The sequence below is a fragment of the Streptomyces sp. NRRL B-3229 genome (assembly GCF_000719505.1).
GTDB classification, from domain to species: Bacteria; Actinomycetota; Actinomycetes; order Streptomycetales; family Streptomycetaceae; genus Streptomyces; species Streptomyces griseorubiginosus.
This window is the reverse complement of the sequence record NZ_JOGP01000022.1, coordinates 13562-38816: the sequence shown is the minus strand read 5'-3', so window position 1 is coordinate 38816 and position 25255 is coordinate 13562. Positions and strand designations below refer to the sequence as shown.

Below are 25255 nucleotides of genomic sequence, written 5' to 3'. Positions count from 1 at the left end.
GGCTGAGATCCGGCCGTGTTTCCGCACGTCGGCGCGGCGCCGCCCGGTTCGCGGTTGGATGGGGCCATGTCCTCCGACGAGCACGCGCGGCTGATGCGGGTCAACCAGGCCAACTGGGACGCCCGCACCCCCGTCCACCTCGCCAGCCGGTTCTACGGCCTCGACCAGGAGCTCGATCCCGAGCGCTGGTTCGCCCCCTTCGAGTGGGAGGACCTCGGCGACCTCACCGGCCGTGACGTGCTCCACCTCCAGTGCCACCTCGGCACCGAGACGGTGGCCCTGGCCCGCCGCGGCGCCCGGGCGGTGGGCCTGGACTTCTCGGAGGCGTCGGTGGCGGCCGCGCGGGACGTCGCGGCGAGGGCGGGCGTCGAGGCCGAGTACGTGCGGGCCAATGTGTACGACGCCGTCGAGGCGCTCGAGGGGCGGCGGTTCGACGTCGTGTACACCGGCAAGGGAGCACTCTGCTATCTGCCGGACCTGGAGCGGTGGGCCGCGGTGGTCGCCGAACTGCTGCGCCCCGGCGGCCTGTTGTACGTCGTCGAGTTCCACCCGCTGCTCAACTCCCTCGGCCCGAAGCCCGGCGAGGGAGAAGGGCCGGAGCTGCTGCTGCGCCACGACTACCTGGGCGGCGACGGACCCGTCCGCCGGAACGCGACCCACACCTACACCGACGGCCCCGCCGTCGAGGGCGCCACGGAAAGCTTCGAGTGGATGCACGGAATAGGGGAGGTCGTGAACGCGTTGACCGGGGCAGGACTGCATGTCCTCCGGCTCCGCGAGAGCGACGAGCTGCCCTGGCCGCGCTGGGAGCGGATGACGCGCACCGCGTCCGGCTGGTGGCGACTGCCCGCACCGCGCATTCCGCTGCTCTACGGACTCCTCGCCACGCGCTGAGCCGTCGTGGTACGGTCCTGTTAGCACTTGTGTACGCCCCGTCAGGGCGCCGGTGCCAGTTCTCCTTTCCTTCGCCGGTCGCTGTACCGGCTTCTCCTCACCACCTCGTAGTTCGCGAGGTGCTGTCTTCCGCCACCCGAAGGCGCCATGTCCGCCTTCCCGTCGTGCGCGGCTCACCCCCCTTCCTTCCGCATGTCCCATGCCCCGTGTCCTCGAAAGGACCACCCTGATGACCACCACACTCGAAAACCCCCCGATCCAGCAGACCCCGGTCCGGACCGTCACCGGCGTGCTCGACATCGACGCGAACGGCAAGGGTCACCTCCGCTCCGCCGGTCTGCTCCCGACACCCTCCGACCTCCAGGTCTCCCCCGCTCTGATCCGCAGGTACGGCCTGCGCAAGGGCGATCTCGTCGAGGGGACCCGCGGCGAGCAGCGCGCCCTCACCGAGATCGCCCGGGTCGACGGCCGCGTCCCCGACCGGAACCGCCGCCACTTCCACGACCTGACCCCGCTGCACCCGCGCGAGCGGATCCGGCTCGAGCACCCGGCGTCCGGCCTCACCGGACGGGTCGCCGATCTGATCGCCCCCGTCGGGAAGGGCCAGCGCGGGCTGATCGTGGCACCGCCCAAGACCGGGAAGACCGTGCTGCTCCAGCAGATCGCGGCCGCGGCCGCCGGCAACCACCCCGAGTGCCGCCTGATGGTGGTGCTCCTCGACGAACGCCCCGAGGAGGTCACCGACATGCGGCGCTCCGTGCGAGGCGAGGTGTACGCCTCGACGTTCGACCGCACGCCCAAGCAGCACATCGCGCTCGCCGAACTGGTCATCGAGCGGGCGAAGCGGCTCGTCGAGGCCGGCGAGGACGTCGTGATCCTGCTCGACTCCCTGACCCGGCTGTGCCGGGCCCACAACAACGCGGCCTCCGGCAACGGCCGCACGCTCAGCGGGGGCGTCGACGCGACCGCGCTGATCGGGCCGAAGAAGTTCTTCGGTGCCGCGCGGCTCGCCGAGGAGGGCGGTTCGCTGACCATCCTCGCCACCGCCCTGGTGGAGACCGGTTCGCGTGCCGACGACTTCTACTTCGAGGAGCTCAAGAGCACCGGCAACATGGAGCTGCGCCTGGACCGCGAACTCGCCTCCCGGCGGGTCTTCCCGGCCGTCGCCGTCAACCCCTCCGGCACCCGCCGCGAGGAACTCCTGCTGCCGTCGGCCGAGTTGGCCACGGTCCACGGTCTGCGCCGGGCGCTCCAGACCCGTGACGGCCAGGCCAGTCTCGAGACGCTCCTGGAGCGGATGCGCGAGACCCCGGACAACGCGACGTTCCTGCGCCGCATCCAGCCGACGCTGCCGACGGGCTGACGGGCAGTCGAGGGACGGGCCCGGTGACTGACGGGCCCGGTGACTGACGGGTCATCACCCCTGCGGGCGCCCGCGGCCCCTCGTCCGTCCGGGTACTCACGCGGGCCGCACGGCCCGGGCAGCGCGGTGTACGGCGGGTCCGTTCCTAGCTTTGCGGTATGACAATCGGATTTCCCTCCCGGTTTGCCGTCCCGGCCTGCGCGCTGTGCATGACGGGTCTGCTGGCGCTCGCCCCCGCCACGGCGGCCGCGCACACGGGCTCCGGACCCGGCGCACCCAGCAGGCCCCGCACCCCGGCCGTGTCACCCGCCCTGCTGTACCAGTCCGGCACACAGGCCCGCCCGCACCCCGGCGCACCCCGCGTCCCTGACGTGTCCGCACTGTCGTGGGTGGTGGCCGACGCCCGCAGCGGGGAGGTGCTCGCGGCCCACGACGCCCACCGCAGGCTGCCGCCGGCCAGCACACTGAAGACCCTGTTCGCCCTGACCGTGCTGCCCGTGCTGCCCGGCGGGCTCCGGCACACCGTCCGGCCGGAGGATCTCGCGGGCATCGGGCCCGGCAGCAGCCTGGTCGGGGTCGCCGAGGGCCAGACCTACCAGGTCGCCGACCTGTGGCGCGGGGTCTTCCTCAACTCCGGCAACGACGCCGTGCACGTCCTGGCCCGGCTGAGCGGCGGCTGGCGCGCGGCGGCCACCCGGATGCAGGCAAAGGCCAAGGCGCTGGGCGCCCGTGACACCCACGTCCGCTCCCCCGACGGCTACGACACCCCCGGCCAGGTCTCCTCCGCGTACGACCTCGCGGTCTTCGGCCGGGCGGGGCTGCGCAACGCGGACTTCGCCCGGTACTGCGGCACCGCCACGGCCAGCTTCCCGGGCCGGGGCGGATGGTCGTACGGGATCCAGAACACCAACCGGCTGCTGACCGGCGCCAACGGCGTGGCGCGCTACGACGGGCTCATCGGCATCAAGAACGGCTACACCAGCCACGCGGGCAACACGCTCGTCGCCGCCGCCCGCCGGGGCGACCGCACCCTCGTCGTGACGGTGATGAACCCCCAGTCCGGCGGCGGCTTCACCGTCTACGAGGAGGCGCGCGCGCTGCTCGACTGGGGGTTCGCCGCGGCCGGGCGGGTCGATCCGGTGGGCTCCTTGGACGCACTGCGGGTACGGCCCAGGCCGGGTCCCGCGGCCGTGCCGGTCGCGGCGGCCGTGTCACCGTCGGCCGCGGGACCCGGCTGGCTGGAGACCTGGGCCATCCTGGGCGCGGCCGGGCTCGGGGCGGGGTCGATGGCCCTGGCGCTCAGGGCCAGGTTCGGGCGGGCGGCCCGGGGCTGACCGACCGGCAGCCACAGCAGCAGGCCCAGGGTGATCCACGCATAGGTGTTGCTGCCGAGGAACCCGTCTACGCCGGAGGCGTCGTCGAACCACAGCCACACCACGCTGGTGCACAGCACGGCGTACAGGGCGCCCGCGATCCGCGGGTGCCCCGCGCGCACCAGGACGGCGAACGAGGGCAGCAGCCACACCAGATGGTGGACCCAGGTGATCGGGCTGACCAGGCAGGCGGTCAGTCCGGTCAGTGCGAAGGCGGCCGTCCAGTCCTGTGCCGCGGCGGCCCGCCGGGCCCGTACGGCCCACACGCACAGGGTCAGCAGCACGGCCACGGCCCATACCGCGCGGTCCGTCTCGCCGAGCCGGGCCAGGATGCCCTGGAGCGACTGGTTGGAGACGTAGTCCAGGCGGCCCACCCGGGTCGTGTCCCACATCGCGTCGGTCCAGTAGAAGCGGGAGGCGTCAGGGGCCACGACGGCCGCGAACCCGGTAGCCGCCAGCGCCACCACGGTGGCGACCGCCGCCGCGCGCCAGCGTCGGGTGACGAGGAGCAGGCCGATGAAGAGGGCCGGCGTGAGCTTCACGGCGGCGGCCAGACCGATCCCGACGCCGGCCAGGCGTCCCCGGCCGGTCGCGAGCAGGCAGGCGTCGACGAGGACGAGGGCCAGCAGCAGCAGATTCACCTGGCCGAAGCTGAAGGTGTCGCGCAGCGGTTCGAACAGCGCGAGCGCGCAGGCGCCCAGGGTGCAGCCGTACCACCCGAAGCGCCGCCATGCGCGGCCGGTGAGCAGGCGTACGACCAGGGCCAGCGCGGCCAGGTTGAGCAGCAGGCCGACGGCGATGGCCGTGCGCAGGCCGAGCAGGGCCATGGGCACCATGGCGACGGCCGCGAACGGCGGGTAGGTGAAGCCGTACGGCGTTCCCGGGACCCGGTAGTCGTAGAGCCGTCCGCCGTGGTGGAGCCAGCTGTCGACGGCTCCGTGGTAGACGCGCAGGTCGAACCAGTCGCGCAGCAGCGGCACGGTCGCCGTGAACGCGGTGACGGCGGCGGCCACGGTCAGGACCAGGAGCAGTCGGCCGCGGTCGGTGCCCGGCGCCCTCATGCCGTGTGTCCCGTCGGCGCGGTCCGGTGGGCCTGCCTCGTCGCGGGCCGGCCGGTCCGGTGGGCCAGTCCCGGGGCGGCCCGCGCGGTCTGGTGGGCCTGGCCGAGCACGACCAGGGCGAGTACTCCGCCCGAGACTGCGAGGACCAGTTGGCCGCCGTCGGCGGGGCCGCCGCTGGGCAGGGTCGCGAGGGCGAGGACCCCCGTCAGGGCGGCCACGCGGTGCCGTACGGAGGCGCTGGGCGCGGCGGCCGCTATCAGGAACAGGCCCCACAGGGCGTACCAGGGGCGGATCGCCGGGCCGAGGGCGGCGACGGTGGCGAGGCTGAGGCCGAGGGCGTAGAGGGGTCGTGGGCGAAGGCGCAGCCATGTCCAGGCGATGAGAGCGACGGCGAGGACCACGCCGAGGGCGTGCCAGGCGGGGACGGCCAGCGGGGCCAGGTCGCTGCCGTACCGATTCAGCAGGGCCGCGGTGGCGCGGCCGAGGAGGCTGGTCAGGGCCCAGTTGCCGGACGACACCGGGGTGTTGAGGGCGCCTATCCAGCCGTAGCCGGTGCCCGCCACGGCCGTCGCGGCGACCGTGGTCGCGGCGGCCGACGCGGCGGCGGTCAGGACGGCTCTCGCCGGACGGTCGCCGGCCCGGATGCGCAGCACGACGATCGCCGCGAGCCCGAGCACGGCGGGCGCCTTCACCAGCGCGGCCAGCGTCACGAGGACGGCCCCCAGGACGGGCCATCTCCCCAGTGCGGCGACCAGTCCGAGGCCGAGCAGTCCCAGCATCACGGCGTCGTTGTGGGCGCCCGCGACCAGGTGGAGCAGGACGAGCGGGTTGAGGGCGCCGAGCCAGAGCGCGGCGGCCGGATCGGCGCCGCTGTGCCGGGCGAGCCGGGGCAGGGCGGCCGCCATGAGGGCCACGCCGAGCAGGGCGACGAGCCGCATCCCGAACAGACCGGCGGGGAGTTCGCCCCGGGACGCCTTCGCGAGGGCGGAGGCCAGACCGAGGAACACGGGCCCGTAAGGGGCGGCCGTGTCGCGCCACATGGGGGCGACCTCGTCGGCGAGGGGGCCGCCGAGAAGAGCCGGGCCGTGGGTGTAGACGTCCATGTGGGCGTCGGCCATGGCGCCCTGGGCGAGGTAGCTGTAGACGTCCCTGCTGAACAGGGGCGGGGCGAGCAGCAGCGGGGCCGACCAGACGACGAGGACGACCATGAGCTCACGGGTGCCGGGCCGGGTCGAGGGGTCGCGCACCAGACGGCCGAGCAGCAGCCAGGCCGCTATCAGGAGCACGACGCCGAAGTAGACGCCCACCAGTCCCAGCGCGGCCTGCGGCGAGGCCGGGGCGAGGAGCTCGCGCACGGGCAGGGCGCCCGCGGTCTCACCCCCTGCGGCGAGAAACGCGGTGCCGACCAGACCGAGGACCTGGCAGCGGCGGAGATCGACGGGGATGTTGGCCAACACGTCGGCAGCATGACAGTCGGGGGTGGCGGGGAGGCGACAGGGTGGCGACCGGAGTGTGACCGGTACGGGCCGGTCGCTCGCACCCCGGGGGCGGCGCTCTTGGACCGTGGCGCGCTCAGAACACCGACAGACCGCTCCAGGACCGTGGCGCGCTCAGAACACCGACAGGCCCGTCAGGGTCGTGAACCTGTCCAGGGCCGCGACGCCCGCCACCGAGTTGCCGCGTTCGTCCAGGCCCGGGCTCCACACGCACAGGGTGCAGCGGCCCGGTACCACCGCGATGATGCCACCGCCCACGCCGCTCTTGCCGGGCAGGCCCACCCGGTAGGCGAAGTCGCCCGCCGCGTCGTACGTGCCGCAGGTCAGCATGATGGCGTTGATCTGCTTGGCCTGGCTGCGGGTGAGGAGGCGGGTGCCGTCGGCCCGGATGCCGTGGCGGGCCAGGAAGCCGGTGGCGAGGGCCAGGTCGGCGCAGGACGCCCGGACCGAGCACTGGCGGAAGTACTGGTCGAGCAGGGCGGGGATGTCGTTGTCGATGTTGCCGTACGCGGCCATGAAGTGGGCCAGGGCCGCGTTGCGGTCGCCGTGCGCCGCCTCGGACGCGGCGACCTCCTCGTCGAAGTCCAGGTCCGGATTGCCGCTCTCCTCGCGCAGGAAGGACAGGAGTTCGCCGGCCGCGTCCGCGGTACGGCTGTGCAGGCGGTCGGTGACGACGAGGGCGCCCGCGTTGATGAACGGGTTGCGCGGGATGCCGTTCTCGTACTCCAGCTGGACCAGGGAGTTGAAGGGGTTGCCGGAGGGCTCGCGGCCCACGTGCTCCCAGAGTTCGTCTCCCTCGCGGGCCAGGTCGAGGGCGAGGGTGAACACCTTGGTGATGGACTGCGTGGAGAACGGCTCGCGCCAGTCCCCGACCCCGTACACCGTGCCGTCCAGCTCGGCCACGGCCATGCCGAAGCTGCGCGGGTCACAGGCGGCAAGCGCCGGGATGTAGTCGGCGGCGCGGCCGCGGCCCGGGGTTCGGGCGATCTCCTCGGCGATGCGCTCCAGGACCGGCTGGAAGGTCAGCGACGACGTCGTTGTCATGATCACTATTGTGCCTCCGGGCCGGTCGTGGGGCGCATCGCGGCAGGTGAGGGTCGTCAGGCCACGGGCGTGCCGCTGCCGGCGAGCACCTCGGGGCGCAGCAGCTCGGCGAGGGTCTCGGCGGGCAACAGACCCTTCTCCAGGACGAGTTCGGCCACCCCGCGGCCCGTGGCGAGGGCCTCCTTGGCGATGTCGGTGGCGGCCGTGTAGCCGATGTGCGGGTTGAGGGCGGTGACCAGGCCGATGGAGTTCTCGACGGTCCGGCGCAGCACCTCGGTGTTGGCGGTGATGCCGTCCACGCAGCGCTCGGCGAGCGTCAGGCAGGCGGCGCGCAGGTGGGTGATCGACTCGGACAGGGAGTGCAGGATGATCGGCTCGAAGGCGTTCAGCTGGAGCTGTCCGGCCTCCGCGGCCATGGTGATGGCGACATCGTTCCCGATGACCTCGAAGGCGACCTGGTTGACGACCTCGGGGATCACCGGGTTGACCTTGCCCGGCATGATCGACGAACCGGCCTGCACGGGCGGCAGGTTGATCTCGCCGAGACCGGCCCGCGGACCCGACGACAGCAGCCGCAGGTCGTTGCAGCTCTTGCTCAGCTTGACCGCGATGCGCTTCAGTACGCCGGACATCTGGACGAACGCCCCGCAGTCCTGGGTCGCCTCGACCAGGTTGGCGGCGGTGACCAGCGGGAGCCCGGTGATCTTGGCGAGGTGACGGCGGGCCGACTCGGCGTACCCGACGGGAGCATTGAGTCCTGTCCCGATGGCCGTGGCGCCCAGGTTGATCTCATGGATCAACTCGACGGCCTCGTCAAGACGGCTGCGGTCCTCGTCCAGCATGACCGCATAGGCCGAGAACTCCTGACCGAGCGTCATGGGCACCGCGTCCTGCAACTGCGTACGGCCCATCTTGAGCACATCACGGAACTCGACGGCCTTACGGGCGAAGGAGTCCTGGAGTACGGCCATCGCCTTGAGCAGCCCATGCACCGCGAAGACCGTCGCTGCCTTGACGGCGGTCGGGTAGACGTCGTTGGTCGACTGCCCCAGGTTGACGTCCTCGTTGGGGTGCAGGAACGAGTACTGCCCCTTCTCGTGCCCCAGCAGCTCCAGCGCCCGGTTCGCGATGACCTCGTTGGCGTTCATGTTGGTGGAGGTACCGGCGCCCCCCTGGATCACGTCCACCACGAACTGGTCGTGCAGCTTCCCGTCCCGGATCTCCCGGCAGGCCTCGACGATCGCGGCCGCCTTGCGGGACTCCAGCAGCCCCAGCTCCTCGTTGGCGAGCGCGGCGGCCTCCTTGACGGCGGCGAGGGCGTCGATCAGATGCGGGTAGGCGGAGATCGGGGTGCCGGTGATGGGAAAGTTCTCGGTGGCCCGCAGAGTGTGCACACCCCAGTAGGCGTCGGCGGGAACGTCCCGATCACCCAACAGGTCGTGCTCGCGGCGGCTGATGAGGGCGGTCATGAGGATGGGGCCTTCTTCCAGGATGGTTCAGGTGAGATTCTTCTTGGGGGCGCGGGGAACTGCGCGACCAGCCACAACCAACCCGCACCCGCCCGACGACCTGCTGACTCGAGCTCTCAGGCGCAGGCAGACACGCAAACGGGGTCCAGCGAACGAACGGGCCGCACAGACCCGACCTCACGGCCGCCCCCGAGCAACGCCTCCCCCTGAAACTCCGTGAGCAGATCCGCCGGAACCCCGGAACGGGCAAGCGCCGCCGCAGCCACCGGAATCCGCGCCCGGTTCGCCCCGTCGGAGATCTTGACGGCGACGGCCCGCCCGTCGGGAAGGGCCGCGACCTCGACCCCCTCGAACCCGTCCTTGGCCAGCAGCCCCGGCACCGCCTTCATCAGCGCGGCCACATCGCGCCCCGCCCCGGACGCCATCTCCGGATGCGCACGCATCGCGTCGGCGACCCGCGCCTCGGGCGTACCGGGAGCCGCGGAGGTGATCCGGGCGGCGGCCCTCGCGAGGCCGTGCAGGGAGACGGAGAACAGCGGCGCACCGCAGCCGTCGACCGTCACGCGCGCGATCCGCTGCCCGGTCAGGTCCTCCACGATCTCGGCGATCGCCTGCTGGAGCGGGTGCGCGGGGTCGAGGTACCCGTCCAGGGGCCAGTCGTTGAGCACGCAGGTGTACAGCATCGCCGCGTGCTTCCCGGAGCAGTTCTGCGCGAGCCGGGACGGTCCGCGTCCGTCCCGGATCCACTCGTCCCGCACCGCCGGACCGAACGGCATGTCCGGGACGTTGCGCAGGGCGTCCTCGGTGATCCCCGCCAGTTCCAGGATGCGGCGTGCCCCGTCGAGGTGGCGTTCCTCGCCGGAGTGGCTGGCGGCGGTCAGCGACAGGAGCTCGCCGTCGAGGGGCAGCCCGGCCCGGACCATGGCGACGGCCTGGACCGGCTTGAGCGCCGAGCGCGGGTAGAACGCGGCCTCGATGTCACCGAGCTGGAAGCGGACCTCCCCGTCCCGGCCGAGGATGACGACGGATCCGTAGTGGATGCCCTCGACCAGGCCACCGCGGATGAGGTGGGCGACGGGAGCGTGGAGGGGCTCACGGACAAGGGGTGCGTCCGCGACGGAACTGCTGAACATCACTGCCTGTTTCTCGGGAGGCGCCACGCGGGTGGCGTGTCGGCGCCGGTGGATGTGGAGTCTCGGTCGCGCGCGAGCATGCCGCGTGGACGCCGGCGGGGTCGGCCCCGGCGTCCACGCGGGCACTCACCCGTCGACGCCGGTGGATTCGTTTGCGGCGGCCGCCCGGGCGACCCGGCCACGGACCGCGAACCAGCCGGCGACCAGGGCCGCGACGATCAGCGGGAGACACAGCACGGTGGTGCGGCCCGCGCCGCCGTCGGCGTACATGAGGACCAGGACGGAGGCGAGGAAGGCCAGCGTCACGAGTTCGGTCCAGGGGGATCCCGGCAGTCGGTAGCCGGGACGGGTCAGGTCGCCCTTCTCCGTCTTCTGCCAGAAGAGCAGGTGACAGACCATGATCATGCCCCAGGTGGCGAGGATGCCGATGGCGGCGAAGTTCAGCACGATCTCGAACGCGTCGGAGGGGACGACGTAGTTGAGGCCGACACCGAGGACGCAGATGCCGCTGGTGAGCAGGATGCCGCCGTAGGGGACCTGGTTGCGGCTCATCACCGCGGTGAACTTCGGGGCGGAGCCGGACATCGCCATGGAGCGCAGGATGCGGCCGGTGGAGTACAGGCCGGAGTTGAGGGAGGACATGGCCGCGGTGAGGACGACGAGGTTCATCACGCCGCCGGCCGCCGGGATGCCGATGTTGGACAGGACGGTCACGAAGGGGCTCTGGCCGGCCGTGTACTTGTTCCAGGGCAGCAGCATCGAGAGCAGGACGACCGAGCCGACGTAGAAGAGGCCGACGCGCCACATGATCGAGTTGATCGCCTTGGGCATGATCTTCTCGGGGTTCTCGGTCTCGCCCGCGGCGACGCCGACCAGTTCGACGGAGGCGTAGGCGAAGACGACGCCCTGGATGATCAGCAACATCGGCAGCATGCCGTTGGGGAAGACGCCGCCGTTGTCGGTGATCAGCGCCGGGCCGGGGTGGTGGCCGTCGATGGGGTGCTGGGTGGCCAGCAGGAAGATGCCGATCAGCATGAACGCCACGAGCGCGCCCACCTTGATGATGGCGAACCAGAACTCCAGTTCGCCGAACATCTTCACGGAGATGAGGTTCACCGTGAGGACGACGGCGAGGGCGATGAGCGCGAGCACCCATTGCGGGATGTCGGCGAACATGCCCCAGTAGTGGGTGTAGAGGGCGACCGCGGTGATGTCGGCGATGCCGGTGGTGGCCCAGTTCAGGAAGTACATCCAGCCTGCGACGTACGCGCCCTTCTCGCCGAGGAACTCCCGGGCGTAGGACACGAAGGCGCCGGAGGAGGGCCGGTAGAGGACGAGTTCGCCGAGCGCGCGGACGACCAGGAAGGCGAAGACGCCGCAGACCGCGTAGGCGATGAACAGGGAGGGGCCGGCGTCGGCGAGGCGGCCGCCGGCGCCGAGGAAGAGGCCGGTGCCGATCGCGCCACCGATGGCGATCATGTTGACGTGCCGGGACTTCAGCGACTTGCTGTAGCCCTCGTCTCCGGCGTCGACATGGCTGGAACGTTTCCGCACATCGTCGTGCAGGCTCTGCTCGCTCACGCCTGGGCTTCGCTTTCCTTGGAGGGGTCCGCATCCGTGCGCGGGGAACGCACGATGTCGGTGAGGGTGGTCTCGACGCGGTCGAGGTGATGGGACATCGCCTCGACCGCGTCGTGCTCGGAACCGTCGATCAGCGCCTCGACGATCGCGCGGTGCTCGCGGTTGGACTGCTCGCGGCGGCCGCCCAGTTCGTTGAGGAACGCCGACTGACGCGCCAGTGCGTCGCGGATCTCCTCGATGACCCGGCGGAAGACCGGGTTCTGGGCGGCCTCGGCCACGGCGAGATGGAAGAGGGTGTCCATCGCGACCCACGCGGTGGTGTCGGTCTCCCGCTCCATCCGGTCCAGGAGGTGGGCCAGGTGGTCGAGGTTCTCCGGGGTGCGGCGGTTGGCCGCGTACCCGGCGACCGGGATCTCGACGTGCCGGCGGACCTCCAGAAGGTCGCTGGCCGCGTAGTCGCCGAAGGTGGGGTCCTCCACCGCGTCGGCGACGACGAAGGTGCCCTTGCCGGTCTTGGAGACGGTCAGCCCCATGGTCTGAAGGGCCCTGAGGGCCTCGCGCAGCACGGGCCGACTGATCTCCAGGGTCCGGCAGAGCTCCGCCTCGGAGGGGAGCTTGTCGCCGATGGCGTACTCCCCGCGCTCGATGGCGCCACGCAGGTGTGCCAGGACGGCCTCCATGGCACTGATGCGCCGAGGGGGCTGACTGGCTGTCCGGCTGTCTGACAGGTTCACGGGAGAGATACTCCGGGCGACCAGAGGGTGCTGTCAAGAGTCCGGGGCGCCCTGGGGTGCGAGCACCTCGCGGCGTCGGGCGGCAGCACCGGCAGGCGGGCGGTACCGGGCGGCACCGGGCGGCACTACGCCGACGCGGGTGGGGGTGCAGGGGTCAAGCGGGCAGAAGCCGCGTGAATCGCCGGAGCCAAGGCGAAGGCCCGGCCGGCCGCTCCAGCCGTGCCCTGCCGAGCGCGACCCCCGCCCCCCGTCCCGGTTCAGCCCGACAGCGTCCCCGTGGCCAGCAGGCCGAAGAGGAGGACGCCGACGACGAGGCGGTAGATCACGAAGGCGTTGAAGGAGTGCTTCGCCACGAACTTCAGCAGCCAGGCGATGGAGGCGTAGGCGACGACGAAGGAGACCGCGGTGCCGACGGCGAGCGGTGCCGCGCCCACGCCCGCGCCCAGGGCGTCCTTGAGCTCGTAGATGCCGGCGCCGGTGAGGGCGGGGATGCCGAGGAAGAAGGAGAGGCGGGTCGCGGCGACGCGGTCCAGGTCGAGGATGAGGGCCGTGGACATGGTGGCGCCCGAGCGGGAGAAGCCGGGGAACAGCAGGGCGAGGATCTGCGAGCTGCCGACCAGCATGGCGTCCTTGAAGGAGGTGTCGTCCTCGCCCCGCTTGTGCCGGCCCATCTGGTCCGCCGCCCACATCACCCCGCTGCCGACGATCAGCGAGCCCGCGACCACCCACAGCGAGGCGAGCGGCCCCTCGATGAGCGGCTTGGCGGCGAGACCGACGACGACGATCGGGACGGTCGCGGCGATCACCCACCACGCGAACTTGTAGTCGTGGTGGTAGCGCTCCTCCTTGTGGACCAGGCCCCTCCCCCACGCGGAGACGATCCGCACGATGTCCTTGAAGAAGTAGACGAGCACGGCGGCGATCGCGCCCACCTGGATGACGGCCGAGAACCCGACCACGGCGTCGTCGTCGACGGGGATGTTCATCAACCCCTCGACGATCTTCAGATGGCCGGTGGAGGAGACGGGGAGGAACTCGGTCACTCCCTCGACGGCTCCGAGGACGACGGCCTGACCGACGCTGATGACGCTCATGGGATCCAGTTCTTCTCAGGGGAAGGCAGGTGCGGAGGGCACAGTCTTACTACACGCGGGCGAGGACGGAACTCCTACGCCCACACCACCTGCCCGAGCGCGACGCCCGCGAAGGCCGCCCCCAGACCTGCCACGACGCTCGCGGTCACGTTCGCGACGGCGTAGAAGCGCGCCCCGGCCTCGGCCAGACGCAGGGTCTCGTACGAGAACGTCGAGTACGTCGTCAGCGCCCCGCACAGGCCGGTGCCCAGCAACAGCTGGGGGTGGGACCCGGCGGCCCCCGCCGCCGCGGCGCCGGTGAGCAGGCCCAGGATCAGGCACCCCGTGACATTGACGGCGAAGGTGCCCCACGGGAAGACCGAGTCGTGCCGCGACTGGATCGCCCGGTCGGTGAGGTAGCGGAGCGGGGCACCGACCACGGCACCCACGACGACCAGCAGCCAGTTCACAACGACTTCTTACCCTTCGTGCCCGTTCTGCCCTGATTCGGCGCCTCGGGGTCGTCGCGGCCGACGTACCGGATCACCTCGCACGGGTCCAAGGTCACCAGTCCCTCGGTGACGAGCTCGTCGAGCTGCGGCAGGAACTCCCGTACGCGCGTCTCGGTGTCGACGATGACGACGGCCACCGGCAGGTCCTCGCTGAGGGACAGCAGCCGGGAGGTGTGGATCAGGGAGGACGCGCCGAAGCCCTCGATGCCGCGGAAGACGCTGGCCCCGGCGAGCCCGGCGGCGTGCGCGCGGTGCACGATCTCGGAGTAGAGGGGCTTGTGGTGCCAGGTGTCGTTCTCGCCGATGTGGACGGTGAGGCGCAGCGCGCTGCCGGTCAGCCTCGTCATGGCTGCCTCCGCTTCAGGACGCGGCGGGCCGCCGTGGACGCGAGCCACACCGCCGTGAGGGCCGCGAGCAGGGTCGCGGCGAGGTAGGCCAGGCCCGTGACGGGCCGGCCGTGGTCGACGAGCTTCTGGATGTCGACGGCGTAGGTGGAGAAGGTGGTGAAGCCGCCGAGGACGCCGGTGCCGAAGAAGGGGCGGACCAGGCGGTGGGCGGCCCACACGTCGGTGATGACGACCATGAAGACGCCGATGACGGCACAGCCGACGACGTTGGTCCAGAAGGTCGCCCAGGGGAACTGGCCCGGGTGCGCGGGCCAGTGCAGCGCGAGGGCGTAGCGGGCCGTCGCGCCCAGCGCGCCGCCGAGGGCGACCACCGCCACCACGGGCGCCTGGCCCTGCCACGGGGACTGGCGTGGGGGCCGCGCGGGGGCGCGGAGGCTTTCCGGGGCTGTCATCGTGGTGTCTCTCCTACTCGCCGGTGCCCGGGCGTGCGGGCGCGCTCCATCGCAAGTAGGGACCGTTGGCGGCACCTTCGCCGCGGTTCGGGTACGGCGGGCCCCACCGCCGCGTCGCGAGGGTGATCGCGACCGAGGACCAGGGTAACGCCGGGGCCCGGCCGGGGTCACTTCGCGGCGGGCGGCTCGCACAGCGCGATGCCGCGCTCCCACAGGCTGCCCAGGACCAGGTGGCCGGAGGCCTCGCACACGCTGGTGACCATGCGGAACCGGGAGCGGTGGCGGGTGAGGTGGTGGACGGTGCGGCCCTCGTCGTCGAGCGCGAGGACGCCGACGAACCCGGTGGGCCGGTACGGGGCGCCCACGGCGACGCGGGCGGCGGCTCGGCGGACCGGTGGCGTGGCGCGGTGCAGCAGGTCGAGCGGGGGGACCCGGGGTCCGGCGAGGGAGACCCAGATCGGGCCGTCGGGCCCACCGCGCCAGATGTTGTCGGGCATGCCGGGCAGGTTCTCGGCGAGGGGTTCGGTGCGGCCCGCACGGGGCCCGTCGAGCCGGTAGCGGGTGAGGCGCCGGGCGCCGGTCTCGGCGACGACGAGGAAGGACTCGTCGGCGCTCGCCGCGAGGCCGTTGGCGAACTGGAGCCCCTCCAGGAGGACTTCGGGGGTGTCGTCACCGGGAGCCAGACGCAGCAGCCGCCCGGTCCCGGTGTGTTCGACGATGTCGCCGATCCACTGGTCGAGGGGGTATCGGCGGCTGGAGACGGTGAAGTACACGCTGCCGTCGGACAGCGCGACCACATTGCTGGTGAACCGCAGCTTCTCCCCCGCCACCTCGTCGGCGACGACACGCACCGAGCCGTCGGTGAGGTCGACGCCCAGCAGTCCGCGTTCGGCGTCGCACACCAACAGGGCGCCGTCCGGGAGGAGTTCGAGGCCGAGCGGCCTGCCGCCGGTGTCGGCGACGACCTCGACACGGGGTGCGACGGGTTCCGTCAGGCCGTCGACGCGCAGGATGCGGCCGTCCGCCACGCCGGTCAGGACCCGGCCCCGGGCGTCGGCGACGACGTCCTCGGGACCGTGGCCGCCGAGGGCGACGTAGTGGCGTGGGGTCAGTTCGGTGGGACGGTCCATGTGCTGTCTGCCCTTCCGGTGCGGGCCGCTACCAGCCCTTCTCGAACATGCGCGCCACCTCGGCGATGCGCATCTCGTCGCGACGGTAGTACGTACGCCACCGGATTCTCTTGGTGCGCACCAGGCCGGTGTTCACGAGGAGGCCGAGATGGGTTTCCGCGACCGAGCGCGACACGCCGAGTTTGACCGCGACGGCGTGCGCGGAGACGCCGTCCTCCACGGGGTCGATGTGCCGCTGAGCGGGGAAGTGCGCGGCCGGGTCCTTCAGCCACTCCAGGATGTCCAGGCGCCGCCGGCCGGTCGGAGTCCTCAGCATCTCGTCTCCTCCGCCCCTCCCTCTGCGTGCCACCACTGTCCCGCAGCGGCGGCTGCCTTGTCCCGGGGTCGCGGAGCTTGTCCGATATCGAACTCCGCTTCGAGAAGGGGCTGTTCGACGCGCGTACGACCCCTGACCGGGGCGGGACGGGGGATGAGGCCCCCTCCGCCCGCGGCTCGTGGTCTCGCGGGCGGAGGGGAGTCGGCGGGGTAGGTGGCCGGACGGGCTCAGGCATCGAGGTGTACGACCCGGACCGCACCGGCCGGAACCGCCAGGCGGTCCGCGGTGCGTTCGCCGGTCAGCAGCTCGGTGCCCGCCCCGTCAACGGGCACCTTGACCTCCGTCGCCGTGTGGTTGACCACGAAGACGAAGGAACCGGACGCACCGTCACGCCGGACGACCTCGACGTCGTGGGGCAGGTCGGCGCGCGAGGGGAGCCCGGCGTCCTCGGCGGCCCAGCCGAGCAGCGCGTCGAGACCCCGGGCGGTCGGACGGGTCGAGACGTACCAGGCGGTGCCCCGGCCATGGCGGTGCCGGGTGACGGCGGGGTGGCCCGCGGTCAGGCCGTCCGCGTACGTCCACACGGTCTCGGCGCCGCGCGGCACCACGAACTCGGTCCACACGTCCCCGGTGAGCTCGGAGCCGTCGGGGCCGGTGACCCGGACCAGCTGCTCCGGGAGCAGGGGCGAGAACTCCTCGACGGTGAGCCCGAGGACGTCGCGCAGCGCGCCGGGGTAGGCACCCTCGTGGACGGCGTCGTGCTCGTCGACGATGCCGGAGAAGTACGACACGACGAGGGTGCCGCCGTTCTCGACGTACCGCGTGAGGTTGCGCCCGGCCTCCTTGGTCATCAGGTACGACGCCGGTACGACGACAAGGGGATAGGCCGACAAGTCGGCTTCCGGGTGGGCGAAGTCGACCGTGAGGTGGCGGTCGTAGAGCGCCTCGTAGAAGGCGTCGGCGCGCTCGCGGGCGTCGTGGTCGACGCTCGGCCGCCAGTCGAGGTTCTGCGCCCACCAGGAGTGCCAGTCCCACAGGACCGCCACGTCGGCCCGCGTGCGGGTGCCGCGGACGGTGCTCAACGAGTCGAGGGCGGCGCCCAGTTCGACGACCTCGCGCCACACGCGGGTGTCGGTGCCGCCGTGCGGGACCATCGCCGAGTGGAACTTCTCGGCGCCGCGCCTGGACTGGCGCCACTGGAAGAACATGGCGCCCTCGGAGCCGCGGGCCACGTGCGCGAGGGAGTTGCGGGCCATCTGGCCGGGCGCCTTGGCGGGGTTGCGGGACTGCCAGTTGACGCCGGAGGTGGAGTGCTCCAGCAGGATCCAGGGGGCGCCGCCGGCGACGGAGCGGGTGAGGTCCGCCGCCATGGCGAGGTTGACGTGGGTGCGGCGGCCGTCGGTGATGAGGTAGTGGTCGTTGGTGACGATGTCGACCTCGCGGCCCCACGCCCAGTAGTCGACGGAGTCGCACTGGCTGAGCGCGGTCATGAAGTTGGTGGTGACCGGGACGCCCGGGGAGAGGCGGTGCAGGATGTCCCGCTCGGCGCAGAAGTTCTCGCGCATGGTCGCGTCGGCGAACCGCTTGTAGTCCAGCGCCTGGCCCGGGTTGCCGACGGTGGCGGCGGTGCGCGGCGGGTCGATCTGCTCCAGGCTCGTGTAGTGCTGGCCCCAGAAGGCGGTGCCCCAGGCCTCGTTGACCCCGTCGACCCCGCCGTACCTCGTCTCCAGCCAGCGGCGGAAGTGGGCGGCGCAGGAGTCGCACCAGCAGGCGGAGACGGGGACGCCGTACTCGTTGTGCACGTGCCACATCGCGAGGCCCGGGTGGTCGGCGTAGCGCTCGGCGAGCCGGGTCGTGATGGCGGCGGCGGCCGCTCGGTAGGCGCTGTTGCTGTGGCAGATGGCGCCGCGTGAGCCGAAGGCGAGACGGGTGCCGTCGGCGGTGACCGGCAGCGCGTCCGGGTGGGCGCGGTAGAACCACTTGGGCGGGGCGACCGTGGGGGTGCCGAGGTCGACGCGGATGCCGTTCTCGTGGAGCAGGTCGACGACCCGGTCCAGCCAGCCGAAGTCGTGCACGCCGGGCTCGGGCTCCAGGAGCGCCCAGGAGAAGATCCCGACGCTGACCATGGTGACCCCGGCCTCCCGCATCAGCCGGACGTCCTCGTCCCAGACGCTCTCCGGCCACTGCTCGGGGTTGTAGTCCCCGCCGAAGGCGAGCCTGCTGAGGCCCCTGGGGGTGGTCTCCGGCATGGGTCTCTCCCGAGTCAATTGGTTGGGAACGTGCACACACAGCGCTGGAAGCCTGCGGCCCAAGATAACCGCACAGGGTCAACCCTTGCCAAGTGCCTATCCTTGAACTTTTCTGTGCACGATCCCAGCCGGGGCGCCCGCTGCCCGAGGTGTCCCGCCGATCAGGACCCCCGCGCCGTCCGCACGGGGCTTAGAGTCTTGACCATGAACAATGCGGGGGGCCGGCGCAAAGCGCCGACGATCCACGACGTGGCACGCGAGGCGGGGGTCTCGCGGGGCACGGTCTCGCGTGTGCTCAACGGCGGACACTACGTCTCCCCCGCCGCGCAGGAGGCGGTCAACTCCGCGATCCGCAAGACGGGTTACGTCGTCAACCGGCACGCCCGCTCGCTGATCACCGGACGCTCCGACTCGGTCGGCTTCCTCCTCACCGAGCCCCAGGAGCGGTTCTTCGAGGACCCCAACTTCAACGTCCTGCTGCGCGGCTGCACCCAGGCGCTCGCCGCGCACGACATCCCGCTGCTGCTGATGCTGGCGGGCACCGAGGACGAGCGGCGCCGGATCAAGCGGTTCATCACGGCAGGCCACCTCGACGGGGTGCTCCTGGTGACCAGCCATTCCGCCGACCCGGTGGCCGAGGAGCTGCACAAGGCGGGCGTGCCCGTCGTGCAGTGCGGCAAGCCCATGAGGTCCGGCTCCAAGGTGAGTTACGTGGCCGCGGACGACCGGGACGGCGCCCGTGACATGGTGCGCCATCTGCTGTCACGAGGCCGCCGCCGTATCGGCATCGTGACGGGTCCGCCGGACTCACCGGGCGGAGTCGACCGCCTCGCCGGTTACAAGGAGGTGCTCGCGGAGGCGGGCATCGGCATCGACGAGCGGCTCGTGATCTCCGGCGACTACAGCCGGGGCAGCGGGGAGGCGGCCACCGAGTCCCTGCTGGCCCGGGCGCCGGACATGGACGCCGTGTTCGTCGCTTCCGACCTGATGGCCCTGGGTGCCCTGACCGCACTGCGCCGCGCGGGCCGCCGGGTCCCGGAGGACGTGTCGGTGGGCGGCTTCGACGACTCCGTCGCGGCGACCGAGGCCGTCCCCGCCCTCACCACGATCCGCCAGCCCTACGACCGCATCAGCGCCGAGATGGTCCGCGTCCTGCTGGCCCAGCTCGGCGGCGAGGACCCGGCGGCGGTGATCCTGCCGACGGAACTGGTGCGACGGGAGTCGACGTGACGCCTGCCGCAGCGGTGGCGGAGCGGGGGCGCCGCCGACCGGTCAGGATCGGAGAAGCGGTCCCCGCTCCCCCGGCCTAGCGTGAGACCACCGACGGAAAACGTCGGGAACACCTCACGGAGGAGCACACCATGACCGCAGGCCTCAAGACGATCATCTACCCCGTCAAGGACCTCGCCGCCGCGAAGGCGCTGTTCAGCGCACTGCTGGGGGTGGAGCCCTACGCGGACGAGCCGTACTACGTCGGCTTCAAGGACGCGGGGCAGGACGTCGGCCTCGACCCGAACGGGCACGCCCGCGGCATGACCGGGCCGGTTCCCTACTGGCACGTCGACGACATCCGGGCCACGCTCGCGGCGCTGGTGGCGGCGGGCGCGGAGACCCTTCAGGACGTCCAGGACGTCGGTGGCGGCAAGCTGATCGCCTTCGTCAAGGACGCGGACGGCAACCTGGTGGGGATCACCCAGGACCCCCAGACCTGAGACCTCCTTGCGCATGCACTAGTTGCACGCTCAACGACTGGTCCGTTCGGTGTTACCGTTCACTTATGGCGCTGAACACGGCCGGAACCGGTCTTGAGGAGCGGTGGCGGGACATCCTGTCGGTGCACGCGCGCACGATCTGCGAGATCGACCGCGTGCTGCACCCGCACGGGCTGGGCGCGAGCGATTTCGAGGTGCTCGACATCCTCGCCACCGAGTCGCCCCGGGAGGGCGACCAGTGCCGGGTGCAGAACCTCGTCGGCCGGGTGCACCTGAGCCAGAGCGCGCTGTCCCGGCTGATCGGCCGCCTGGAAAAGGACGGCCTGGTGGAGCGGTCAGTGTGCGTGGAGGACCGGCGGGGCGTGTGGGTCTCCCTCACCCGCAAGGGCCGTGACCTGCACTCGGAGGTACTCCCCCTGCAACGCGAGGTGCTCGCCCGCACGCTGGCCGACTAGGTTCCGGGGCACGGCGGCAGATCGAGAGGGACGGGCTTCCCGCTCGGCGAAAGCCGTACCGGCCGCCCTCCGTGACGGCCCCTGTGAAACCCGGCCCCCTCCCGCCCGGCATGAGTTCTCGCCCCCGGGGCCATGCTGAACAGCAGACGCCGAGCGGGGAAGGGGCTGACGACGCCTTGGCCGGGGACGGGGAGCGTGCCGCCGAGTTCAGCAGCTACGCGACGACCTCCCTGGAGGAGGCGCACGACGCGATCGCGGCCCACTATTACGACCTGCGGCTCGAAGTCGCCGGACCGGCCGCGCGGTTCGCCACCCGGCTCGAGGTCGTGGAGCTCGGCGCGCTCACCGTGGGGGACGTGCGGTTCGGCACCGAGATGCGGATGAGCTTCGGCGAACCGGGCGTCTACCACGTCGCCGTGCCCTTCAGCGGCTGCTTCAGCGTCCAGGAGGGGCGCGGCAGGGTGGAGTTCTCCACCCAGGGGCGGGCGCTGGTCTTCGATCCGGGGCGGGACATCCGGATCGACACCTGGTCCGCCGACTGCCAGGCCCTCACGGTGAAGATCGACAAGGTGGCCCTGCTACGGCAGTTGGAGGTGCTCCTGGGCCGCTCGGTGAGCCGCCCGCCGCGCTTCGGGCCGTACCTGGACGTCTCCCGCGGGCCGGGGCTGAGCTGGATGCGGCTCGCGATGTGGAACCTGCTGGAGCGGGACGTGGCGCATGGACTGCTGAGCCGTCCCATGATCCGTGGCCGTCTCGAACAGACGCTCCTGGAGGGGATGCTGTTCGCCACGGACCACACCTTCCGCGCGGCCCTGGAGGCCCCTCCCCCGCCGATGCGGCCGGCGTCCGTGAAGCGGGTCATGGACGCCGTGCAGGAACTGCCTGCCGAGCCGTACGACGCCAACCGGCTCGCGGCCATCGGCCAGGTCGGCCTGCGCACCCTCCAGGAAGCTTTTCGCAGGCATGTCGGCATGTCGCCGATGGCCTACGTCCACGAGGTGCGGCTCCAGCGGGTGCACCGGCAGTTGCGGGCGGCGGCGCCGGGGACGACGACCGTGACGGACGTGGCCCACGCGTGGGGGTTCGTGCATCTGGGACGTTTCGCCCGCCGGTACCGGGAGCGCTTCGGGGAGTCGCCCTCGCAGACCCTGCGCTCCGTGTGAGCCGTCGCGCCCGCCGATCCGCCGCGTTTTGCGGACACGCGCCTCGTATTCCGGAGCGACGGCCTCTCGGATCGGTCCTATGGTCGGGACACGGCGATCGCACGGCGCGCCGGGGATGAGCAGAGTCGGCGCCGCTCATCCTCTGTTCCGCGGGCGGGAGCCGGGGTGCGGTGGCGGGAGCAGGTCCGCACCTACTGCGGGCCCGGCCGCTCCCCCTCCGTCGTATGTGGTGGCCGGGCCCCCACCGTGTGGTCGGCCCTGGGTCCTGTGGGGTCAGCCCTGCGGTCGCGCCAGCAGCGTGCGCACGCCCTCGGAGGTGAGCGTGAGCGGATGCGTGGAGCTGGCGTCGATCGAGAGCGACAGGTCGCCGTCGGGCCACTGCGCGGCGAGCGCACCGAGCGGCACCAGGCGGTAGCGGGAGACGAACGGCAGCAGTTCGGCCATCTCCGTCTCGGAGGTGAACACGGGCACCACGGGAGCTCCGTCCTGCTGCTCCAGGACGGGCAGCGCCACGGTGGTGTCCTCGTCGGCGGCATCGTCCGGCACCGGGATGAGCACCTCGCTGGTGGCGAGGGTGTCCAGCGCCGTCGTGTCCTCGGTGTTCTGCGTCAGCGCGTCCAGCGCCCGCTGGGCCGGTGTTGCGGTGTGGTCATTGGCGGGTGTGTCCATGGCAGATCCCCTGGTAGCGGCTGTCGTGCAGGCCCGCCCGCGGACATGATCGCCCGGGGCGCGGTCCTGCTCGCGTACCCGAGCGTGCCGAGAGCATGCGTACGAGAGGCCGGGGAATCAGCGAGCTCAGGACGAGAGGACTTCGTCCACCGTGACGATCCGGATGAGCGGGCCGTACATCCCCATCACGTCGAGCGACTTGCGGTGCGCGTCGTCGTCCACGCCGGCGCACGCGTCGGACACCACCCATGTCTCGACTCCGGCGTCGGCGGCGGCGAGGGCCGTGGACAGGACACAGCAGTCGGTGCTGACCCCGGTCAGGACCAGCCGGCCCTCGGGGGCGACCAGGGCGGCGAGCTCGGAGGTCCATTTGCCGAAGGTGGTGGCGTCCAGGACGTGGGGTGCCCGGTCGGCGAAGTCGTCGGTGAGCCGCCACAGCGGGGCGTCCGCGGGCTGGAGGGCGAAGGACCACCGCGCGTAGTAGGCCCGCCAGGCGCCGGTGGGCTCCGCGGGGGCGACGAAGCGGGTGAAGGTGACCCGGTCGGCGAAGGCCGGCAGCAGCCGTCGTACCCCTGCCGCCGCCTCGGCGTAGCGCGGGGCCGCCCAGGGGCTGTCGGGCTCGGCGAAGACACGCTGCATGTCGATGGCGGCGAGCCGTCCCTTGGTCATACGGCTTCCCCCGTCATACGGCCTCCCGTAGTCACCTGCCTTCCGGCCGTCACCCGGTTTCCCCTGGTCATACGGACTCCTCCTGGGCACGGACCCGGCCGCGGCCGAGGGCCAGGGTGCCGAGGAAACCGGTCGCGAGCGCGGCCAGCACGCCCAGGTTGGCGTAGGCCCACGCGCCGGACTTGCCGCCCATGCCGAAGGGGTCGAGGAGATAGCCCTGCCAGTCCAGCCAGCCGGCGGCCGAGTTGGTGACCAGGCCCCAGCCGAGGGCGGTGGCGAGGACGGTGAGGAGCAGAGGAACGGGCGGTACGTCGCCGTAGCGGCCGCCGGGGCGGTACAGGTCGGCCTCGTCGTAGTCGCGGCGGCGCAGCGCGAGGTCGGCGAGCATGATCCCGCACCAGGCGGCGATGGGGACGCCGAGGGTGGTGAGGAAGCCCATGAACTGACCGAGGAAGTCGTCGGCGAAGAACACGATGTACACGGAACCGGCGATCATCAGCACGCCGTCGACGAGCGCGGCCAGCGGCCGTGGGATCCGCAGGCCCGCGGACAGCAGGGCGAGGCCGGACGAGTAGATGTCGAGGACCGCGCCGCCGACCAGGCCGAGGACGGCGACGACGGCGAAGGGCACCAGGAACCAGGTCGGCAGGAGGGTGGTGAGGGCACCGATCGGGTCGGCGGCGACGGCGGCGCCGAGCTTGGTGGAGGAGCCGGCCAGGAGCAGTCCGAAGACCAGCAGGAGCAGGGGGGCCACGGAGGCGCCGAACGTGGTCCAGCCGATCACGCCCCGGCTCGACGAGGTGCGGGGCAGATAGCGGGAGTAGTCGGCGGCGGCGTTGACCCAGCCGAGGCCGAAGCCGGTCATCATGAAGACCAGCGCGCCGATGAACTCCTGCGCGGAGCCCGCGGGGAGGGCGCTGACGGTGCTCCAGTGGATGTGGTCGGCGACGAGACCGACGTAGACGACGGTCAGCACGCCCGTGACCACGGTGATCACGGTCTGGAGCCGCATGATCAGGTCGAAGCCCATCACCCCGCCGACGACGGTGAGCCCCGCGACCACGATCAGTGCGAGCACCTGGGTCCCGGTGCCGCCGCCCCAGCCCAGCTCCCTGAAGACGGTCGCCGTGGCCAGGGTGGCGAGCGCGCACAGCACGGTCTCCCAGCCGACGGTGAGCACCCAGGAGACGACCGACGGCAGCCGGTTGCCGCGCACTCCGTAGGCGGCACGGCTGAGCACCATCGTCGGGGCCGAACCGCGTTTGCCGGCGACCGCCACGAAGCCGCACAGCAGGAACGAGAAGACGATCCCGATCACCCCGGCGGCCAGTGCCTGCCAGAAGGAGATCCCGAAACCGAGCGCGAAGGAGCCGTAACTCAGGCCCAGGACGGACACGTTGGCGCCGAACCACGGCCAGAACAGGGTGCGGGGGGTGCCTTTGCGTTCGGCGTCGCCGATCACGTCCAGCCCGTGCGTCTCCACCTGGAGCTGCCGGGCGGTGGATCTGCTGTCGGGATGCCCCGTGGTGTCTGTCATCGTCGATCCGCCTGTTCGGATGTGTTGGGGCGACGGTAGGCAGGGGGCGGCGGGTCGTCAATCAGGAGTAGCTCTCGCCTGGGTGGGGACTTGAAGCGAAGGCCGGATGATCGGTGAGCCCATGGGAGCCGCCCGGCCAGGCTTCTCCGGTTCAGCCACGAGCCGGGGAGGCCGCAGTGAGTCGGCCCCGGATGCCGACCGGTCAGTCCAGGGTGCCCTTCTCGCAGACCTGGCGGGCGACCTCGCGCAGTTTGACGTTGTTGTCCTGCGAATAGCGCTTCAGCACGTCGAAGGCCTGGTCCTCGGTGAGGTGGTGGCTGCCCATGAGGATGCCCATGAGGATGCCCATGAGGATGCCCATCGCTCGCCGATCACATGGCGGGTGGCGACGGCCTGCAGGAACCCCATCATGCTGCCCACGCCGAGGGCACGGGCCCGCGGGGCGAACACCGGCCACTGCTCGCTCTCGGCGTCTAGGTCGGCGATCCGGTAGGTCCGTTCGCCCTGCGAGGTGCGGGCGGCGTCGTAGCAGGGCCCTTCCGCCAGCTGCTCCTGCAACCGGTCACTGTCGACGACCAGCTGGTCCGTGGCGGTGAATGTCTCCACCTTGCGGTCGTGCAGCACCAGGACGCCGGCCGAGGTGCAGCCCTCCACGAGTTCCGTGGCGGAGGCGCTGATCCGGTCGAGTGTCCCGGCCACCGAATCCTGCGCCAGGAGATCCCGGGCCATCCCCGCCATCCGCTCGGCGAACCCGCTCCAGTTGCCGACGTTCTCCACTGCCGCTCTTTTCGACAGAGGGCCCCTACCCGCACCTGCGGGATTC

General features: G+C 71.8%; 23 protein-coding genes and 2 pseudogenes. 7 read left to right on the top strand and 18 right to left on the bottom strand.

The features are described 5' to 3' along the window. The first annotated feature begins 66 nt into the window (after nucleotides 1-66). From IF54_RS0130360 to IF54_RS41575, 3 genes and pseudogenes are all read left to right on the top strand, one after another. Nucleotides 67-894, top strand: coding sequence for a class I SAM-dependent methyltransferase (locus IF54_RS0130360; RefSeq protein ID WP_030324529.1), 828 nt, complete (start codon nucleotides 67-69; stop codon nucleotides 892-894). 229 nt (nucleotides 895-1123) lie between these two features. Beyond that, the gene (gene rho, locus IF54_RS0130355) at nucleotides 1124-2257 is read left to right on the top strand and encodes a transcription termination factor Rho (RefSeq protein ID WP_030324527.1); all 1134 of its coding nucleotides are present in this window, start codon (nucleotides 1124-1126) and stop codon (nucleotides 2255-2257) included. A 158-nt stretch (nucleotides 2258-2415) separates the two neighbouring features. Next, nucleotides 2416-3252: pseudogene (locus IF54_RS41575) on the top strand (D-alanyl-D-alanine carboxypeptidase family protein); the annotation flags it as partial. An 83-nt stretch (nucleotides 3253-3335) separates the two neighbouring features. On the opposite strand, the gene IF54_RS43645 reads toward IF54_RS41575, so the two are convergent. The 14 genes from IF54_RS43645 to IF54_RS0130275 all read right to left on the bottom strand — a co-directional run bounded on the left by IF54_RS43645 (nucleotide 3336) and on the right by IF54_RS0130275 (nucleotide 18227). Beyond that, entirely contained in the window at nucleotides 3336-4691 is a 1356-nt protein-coding gene (locus IF54_RS43645) for a glycosyltransferase 87 family protein (RefSeq protein WP_030324523.1), read from the bottom strand. After that, the gene (mptB, locus tag IF54_RS0130335; RefSeq protein WP_051735592.1) at nucleotides 4688-6148 is read right to left on the bottom strand and encodes a polyprenol phosphomannose-dependent alpha 1,6 mannosyltransferase MptB; all 1461 of its coding nucleotides are present in this window, start codon (nucleotides 6146-6148) and stop codon (nucleotides 4688-4690) included. The genes IF54_RS43645 and mptB overlap by 4 nt, the downstream gene beginning before the upstream one ends. Before the next feature lie 153 nt (nucleotides 6149-6301). After that, on the bottom strand, nucleotides 6302-7231 hold the full coding sequence (locus IF54_RS0130330; protein WP_030324519.1) for a glutaminase: 930 nt from the start codon (nucleotides 7229-7231) through the stop codon (nucleotides 6302-6304). Between the two features lie 56 nt (nucleotides 7232-7287). Further along, nucleotides 7288-8700: an aspartate ammonia-lyase gene (gene aspA, locus IF54_RS0130325; RefSeq protein ID WP_030324517.1), complete on the bottom strand. Its 1413-nt coding sequence runs from the start codon at nucleotides 8698-8700 to the stop codon at nucleotides 7288-7290. 116 nt (nucleotides 8701-8816) lie between these two features. Further along, complete coding sequence (locus tag IF54_RS0130320; protein ID WP_030324515.1) at nucleotides 8817-9833, bottom strand: asparaginase; 1017 nt, start codon at nucleotides 9831-9833, stop codon at nucleotides 8817-8819. A 126-nt stretch (nucleotides 9834-9959) separates the two neighbouring features. After that, nucleotides 9960-11414 (bottom strand): amino acid permease, encoded by a 1455-nt coding sequence (locus IF54_RS0130315; protein WP_030324513.1) that lies wholly within the window; start codon nucleotides 11412-11414, stop codon nucleotides 9960-9962. Next, nucleotides 11411-12148 carry a FadR/GntR family transcriptional regulator gene (locus tag IF54_RS0130310; RefSeq protein ID WP_078852165.1) on the bottom strand — a complete coding sequence of 246 codons (738 nt, stop codon included), beginning with the start codon at nucleotides 12146-12148 and terminating at the stop codon, nucleotides 11411-11413. Before IF54_RS0130310 ends, IF54_RS0130315 begins: the two co-directional genes overlap by 4 nt. 257 nt (nucleotides 12149-12405) lie before the next feature. Beyond that, nucleotides 12406-13242: an undecaprenyl-diphosphate phosphatase gene (locus tag IF54_RS0130305; RefSeq protein ID WP_030324508.1), complete on the bottom strand. Its 837-nt coding sequence runs from the start codon at nucleotides 13240-13242 to the stop codon at nucleotides 12406-12408. A gap of 74 nt (nucleotides 13243-13316) precedes the next feature. Then, entirely contained in the window at nucleotides 13317-13691 is a 375-nt protein-coding gene (gene crcB / locus IF54_RS0130300) for a fluoride efflux transporter CrcB (RefSeq protein ID WP_030324505.1), read from the bottom strand. After that, nucleotides 13688-14080 carry a DUF190 domain-containing protein gene (locus IF54_RS0130295; protein ID WP_030324502.1) on the bottom strand — a complete coding sequence of 131 codons (393 nt, stop codon included), beginning with the start codon at nucleotides 14078-14080 and terminating at the stop codon, nucleotides 13688-13690. The genes crcB (IF54_RS0130300) and IF54_RS0130295 overlap by 4 nt, the downstream gene beginning before the upstream one ends. After that, nucleotides 14077-14532 carry a fluoride efflux transporter CrcB gene (gene crcB, locus IF54_RS0130290; protein ID WP_030324500.1) on the bottom strand — a complete coding sequence of 152 codons (456 nt, stop codon included), beginning with the start codon at nucleotides 14530-14532 and terminating at the stop codon, nucleotides 14077-14079. Before crcB (IF54_RS0130290) ends, IF54_RS0130295 begins: the two co-directional genes overlap by 4 nt. 167 nt (nucleotides 14533-14699) lie before the next feature. Next, nucleotides 14700-15662, bottom strand: coding sequence for an SMP-30/gluconolactonase/LRE family protein (locus IF54_RS0130285; RefSeq protein ID WP_030324499.1), 963 nt, complete (start codon nucleotides 15660-15662; stop codon nucleotides 14700-14702). Nucleotides 15663-15690: 28 nt separating this feature from the next. Beyond that, the gene (locus IF54_RS0130280; RefSeq protein ID WP_030324498.1) at nucleotides 15691-15978 is read right to left on the bottom strand and encodes a helix-turn-helix domain-containing protein; all 288 of its coding nucleotides are present in this window, start codon (nucleotides 15976-15978) and stop codon (nucleotides 15691-15693) included. A 227-nt stretch (nucleotides 15979-16205) separates the two neighbouring features. Further along, a complete protein-coding gene (locus tag IF54_RS0130275; RefSeq protein ID WP_030324497.1) occupies nucleotides 16206-18227 on the bottom strand; it encodes a beta-galactosidase in 2022 nt (673 codons plus the stop codon). 198 nt (nucleotides 18228-18425) lie between these two features. On the opposite strand from IF54_RS0130275, the gene IF54_RS0130270 reads away from it, so the two are divergent. From IF54_RS0130270 to IF54_RS0130255, 4 genes are all read left to right on the top strand, one after another. Beyond that, a complete protein-coding gene (locus tag IF54_RS0130270) occupies nucleotides 18426-19457 on the top strand; it encodes a LacI family DNA-binding transcriptional regulator (RefSeq protein WP_030324494.1) in 1032 nt (343 codons plus the stop codon). Nucleotides 19458-19588: 131 nt separating this feature from the next. Further along, entirely contained in the window at nucleotides 19589-19939 is a 351-nt protein-coding gene (locus IF54_RS0130265; protein WP_030324491.1) for a VOC family protein, read from the top strand. Between the two features lie 65 nt (nucleotides 19940-20004). Continuing rightward, complete coding sequence (locus IF54_RS0130260; protein WP_030324489.1) at nucleotides 20005-20394, top strand: MarR family winged helix-turn-helix transcriptional regulator; 390 nt, start codon at nucleotides 20005-20007, stop codon at nucleotides 20392-20394. A gap of 176 nt (nucleotides 20395-20570) precedes the next feature. Next, nucleotides 20571-21557 (top strand): AraC family transcriptional regulator, encoded by a 987-nt coding sequence (locus IF54_RS0130255; RefSeq protein WP_030324486.1) that lies wholly within the window; start codon nucleotides 20571-20573, stop codon nucleotides 21555-21557. Between the two features lie 273 nt (nucleotides 21558-21830). Here the strand turns inward: IF54_RS0130255 and IF54_RS0130250 are convergent, their stop codons facing one another. The 4 genes and pseudogenes from IF54_RS0130250 to IF54_RS39870 all read right to left on the bottom strand — a co-directional run bounded on the left by IF54_RS0130250 (nucleotide 21831) and on the right by IF54_RS39870 (nucleotide 25170). Further along, nucleotides 21831-22226, bottom strand: coding sequence for an SseB family protein (locus IF54_RS0130250; protein ID WP_020138448.1), 396 nt, complete (start codon nucleotides 22224-22226; stop codon nucleotides 21831-21833). A 126-nt stretch (nucleotides 22227-22352) separates the two neighbouring features. Then, nucleotides 22353-22895, bottom strand: coding sequence for a cysteine hydrolase family protein (locus IF54_RS0130245; RefSeq protein ID WP_030324483.1), 543 nt, complete (start codon nucleotides 22893-22895; stop codon nucleotides 22353-22355). Between the two features lie 67 nt (nucleotides 22896-22962). Then, nucleotides 22963-24432, bottom strand: coding sequence for a purine-cytosine permease family protein (locus tag IF54_RS0130240; RefSeq protein ID WP_030324479.1), 1470 nt, complete (start codon nucleotides 24430-24432; stop codon nucleotides 22963-22965). Nucleotides 24433-24634: 202 nt separating this feature from the next. Then, nucleotides 24635-25170: pseudogene (locus tag IF54_RS39870) on the bottom strand (ANTAR domain-containing protein). Nucleotides 25171-25255 lie beyond the last annotated feature (85 nt).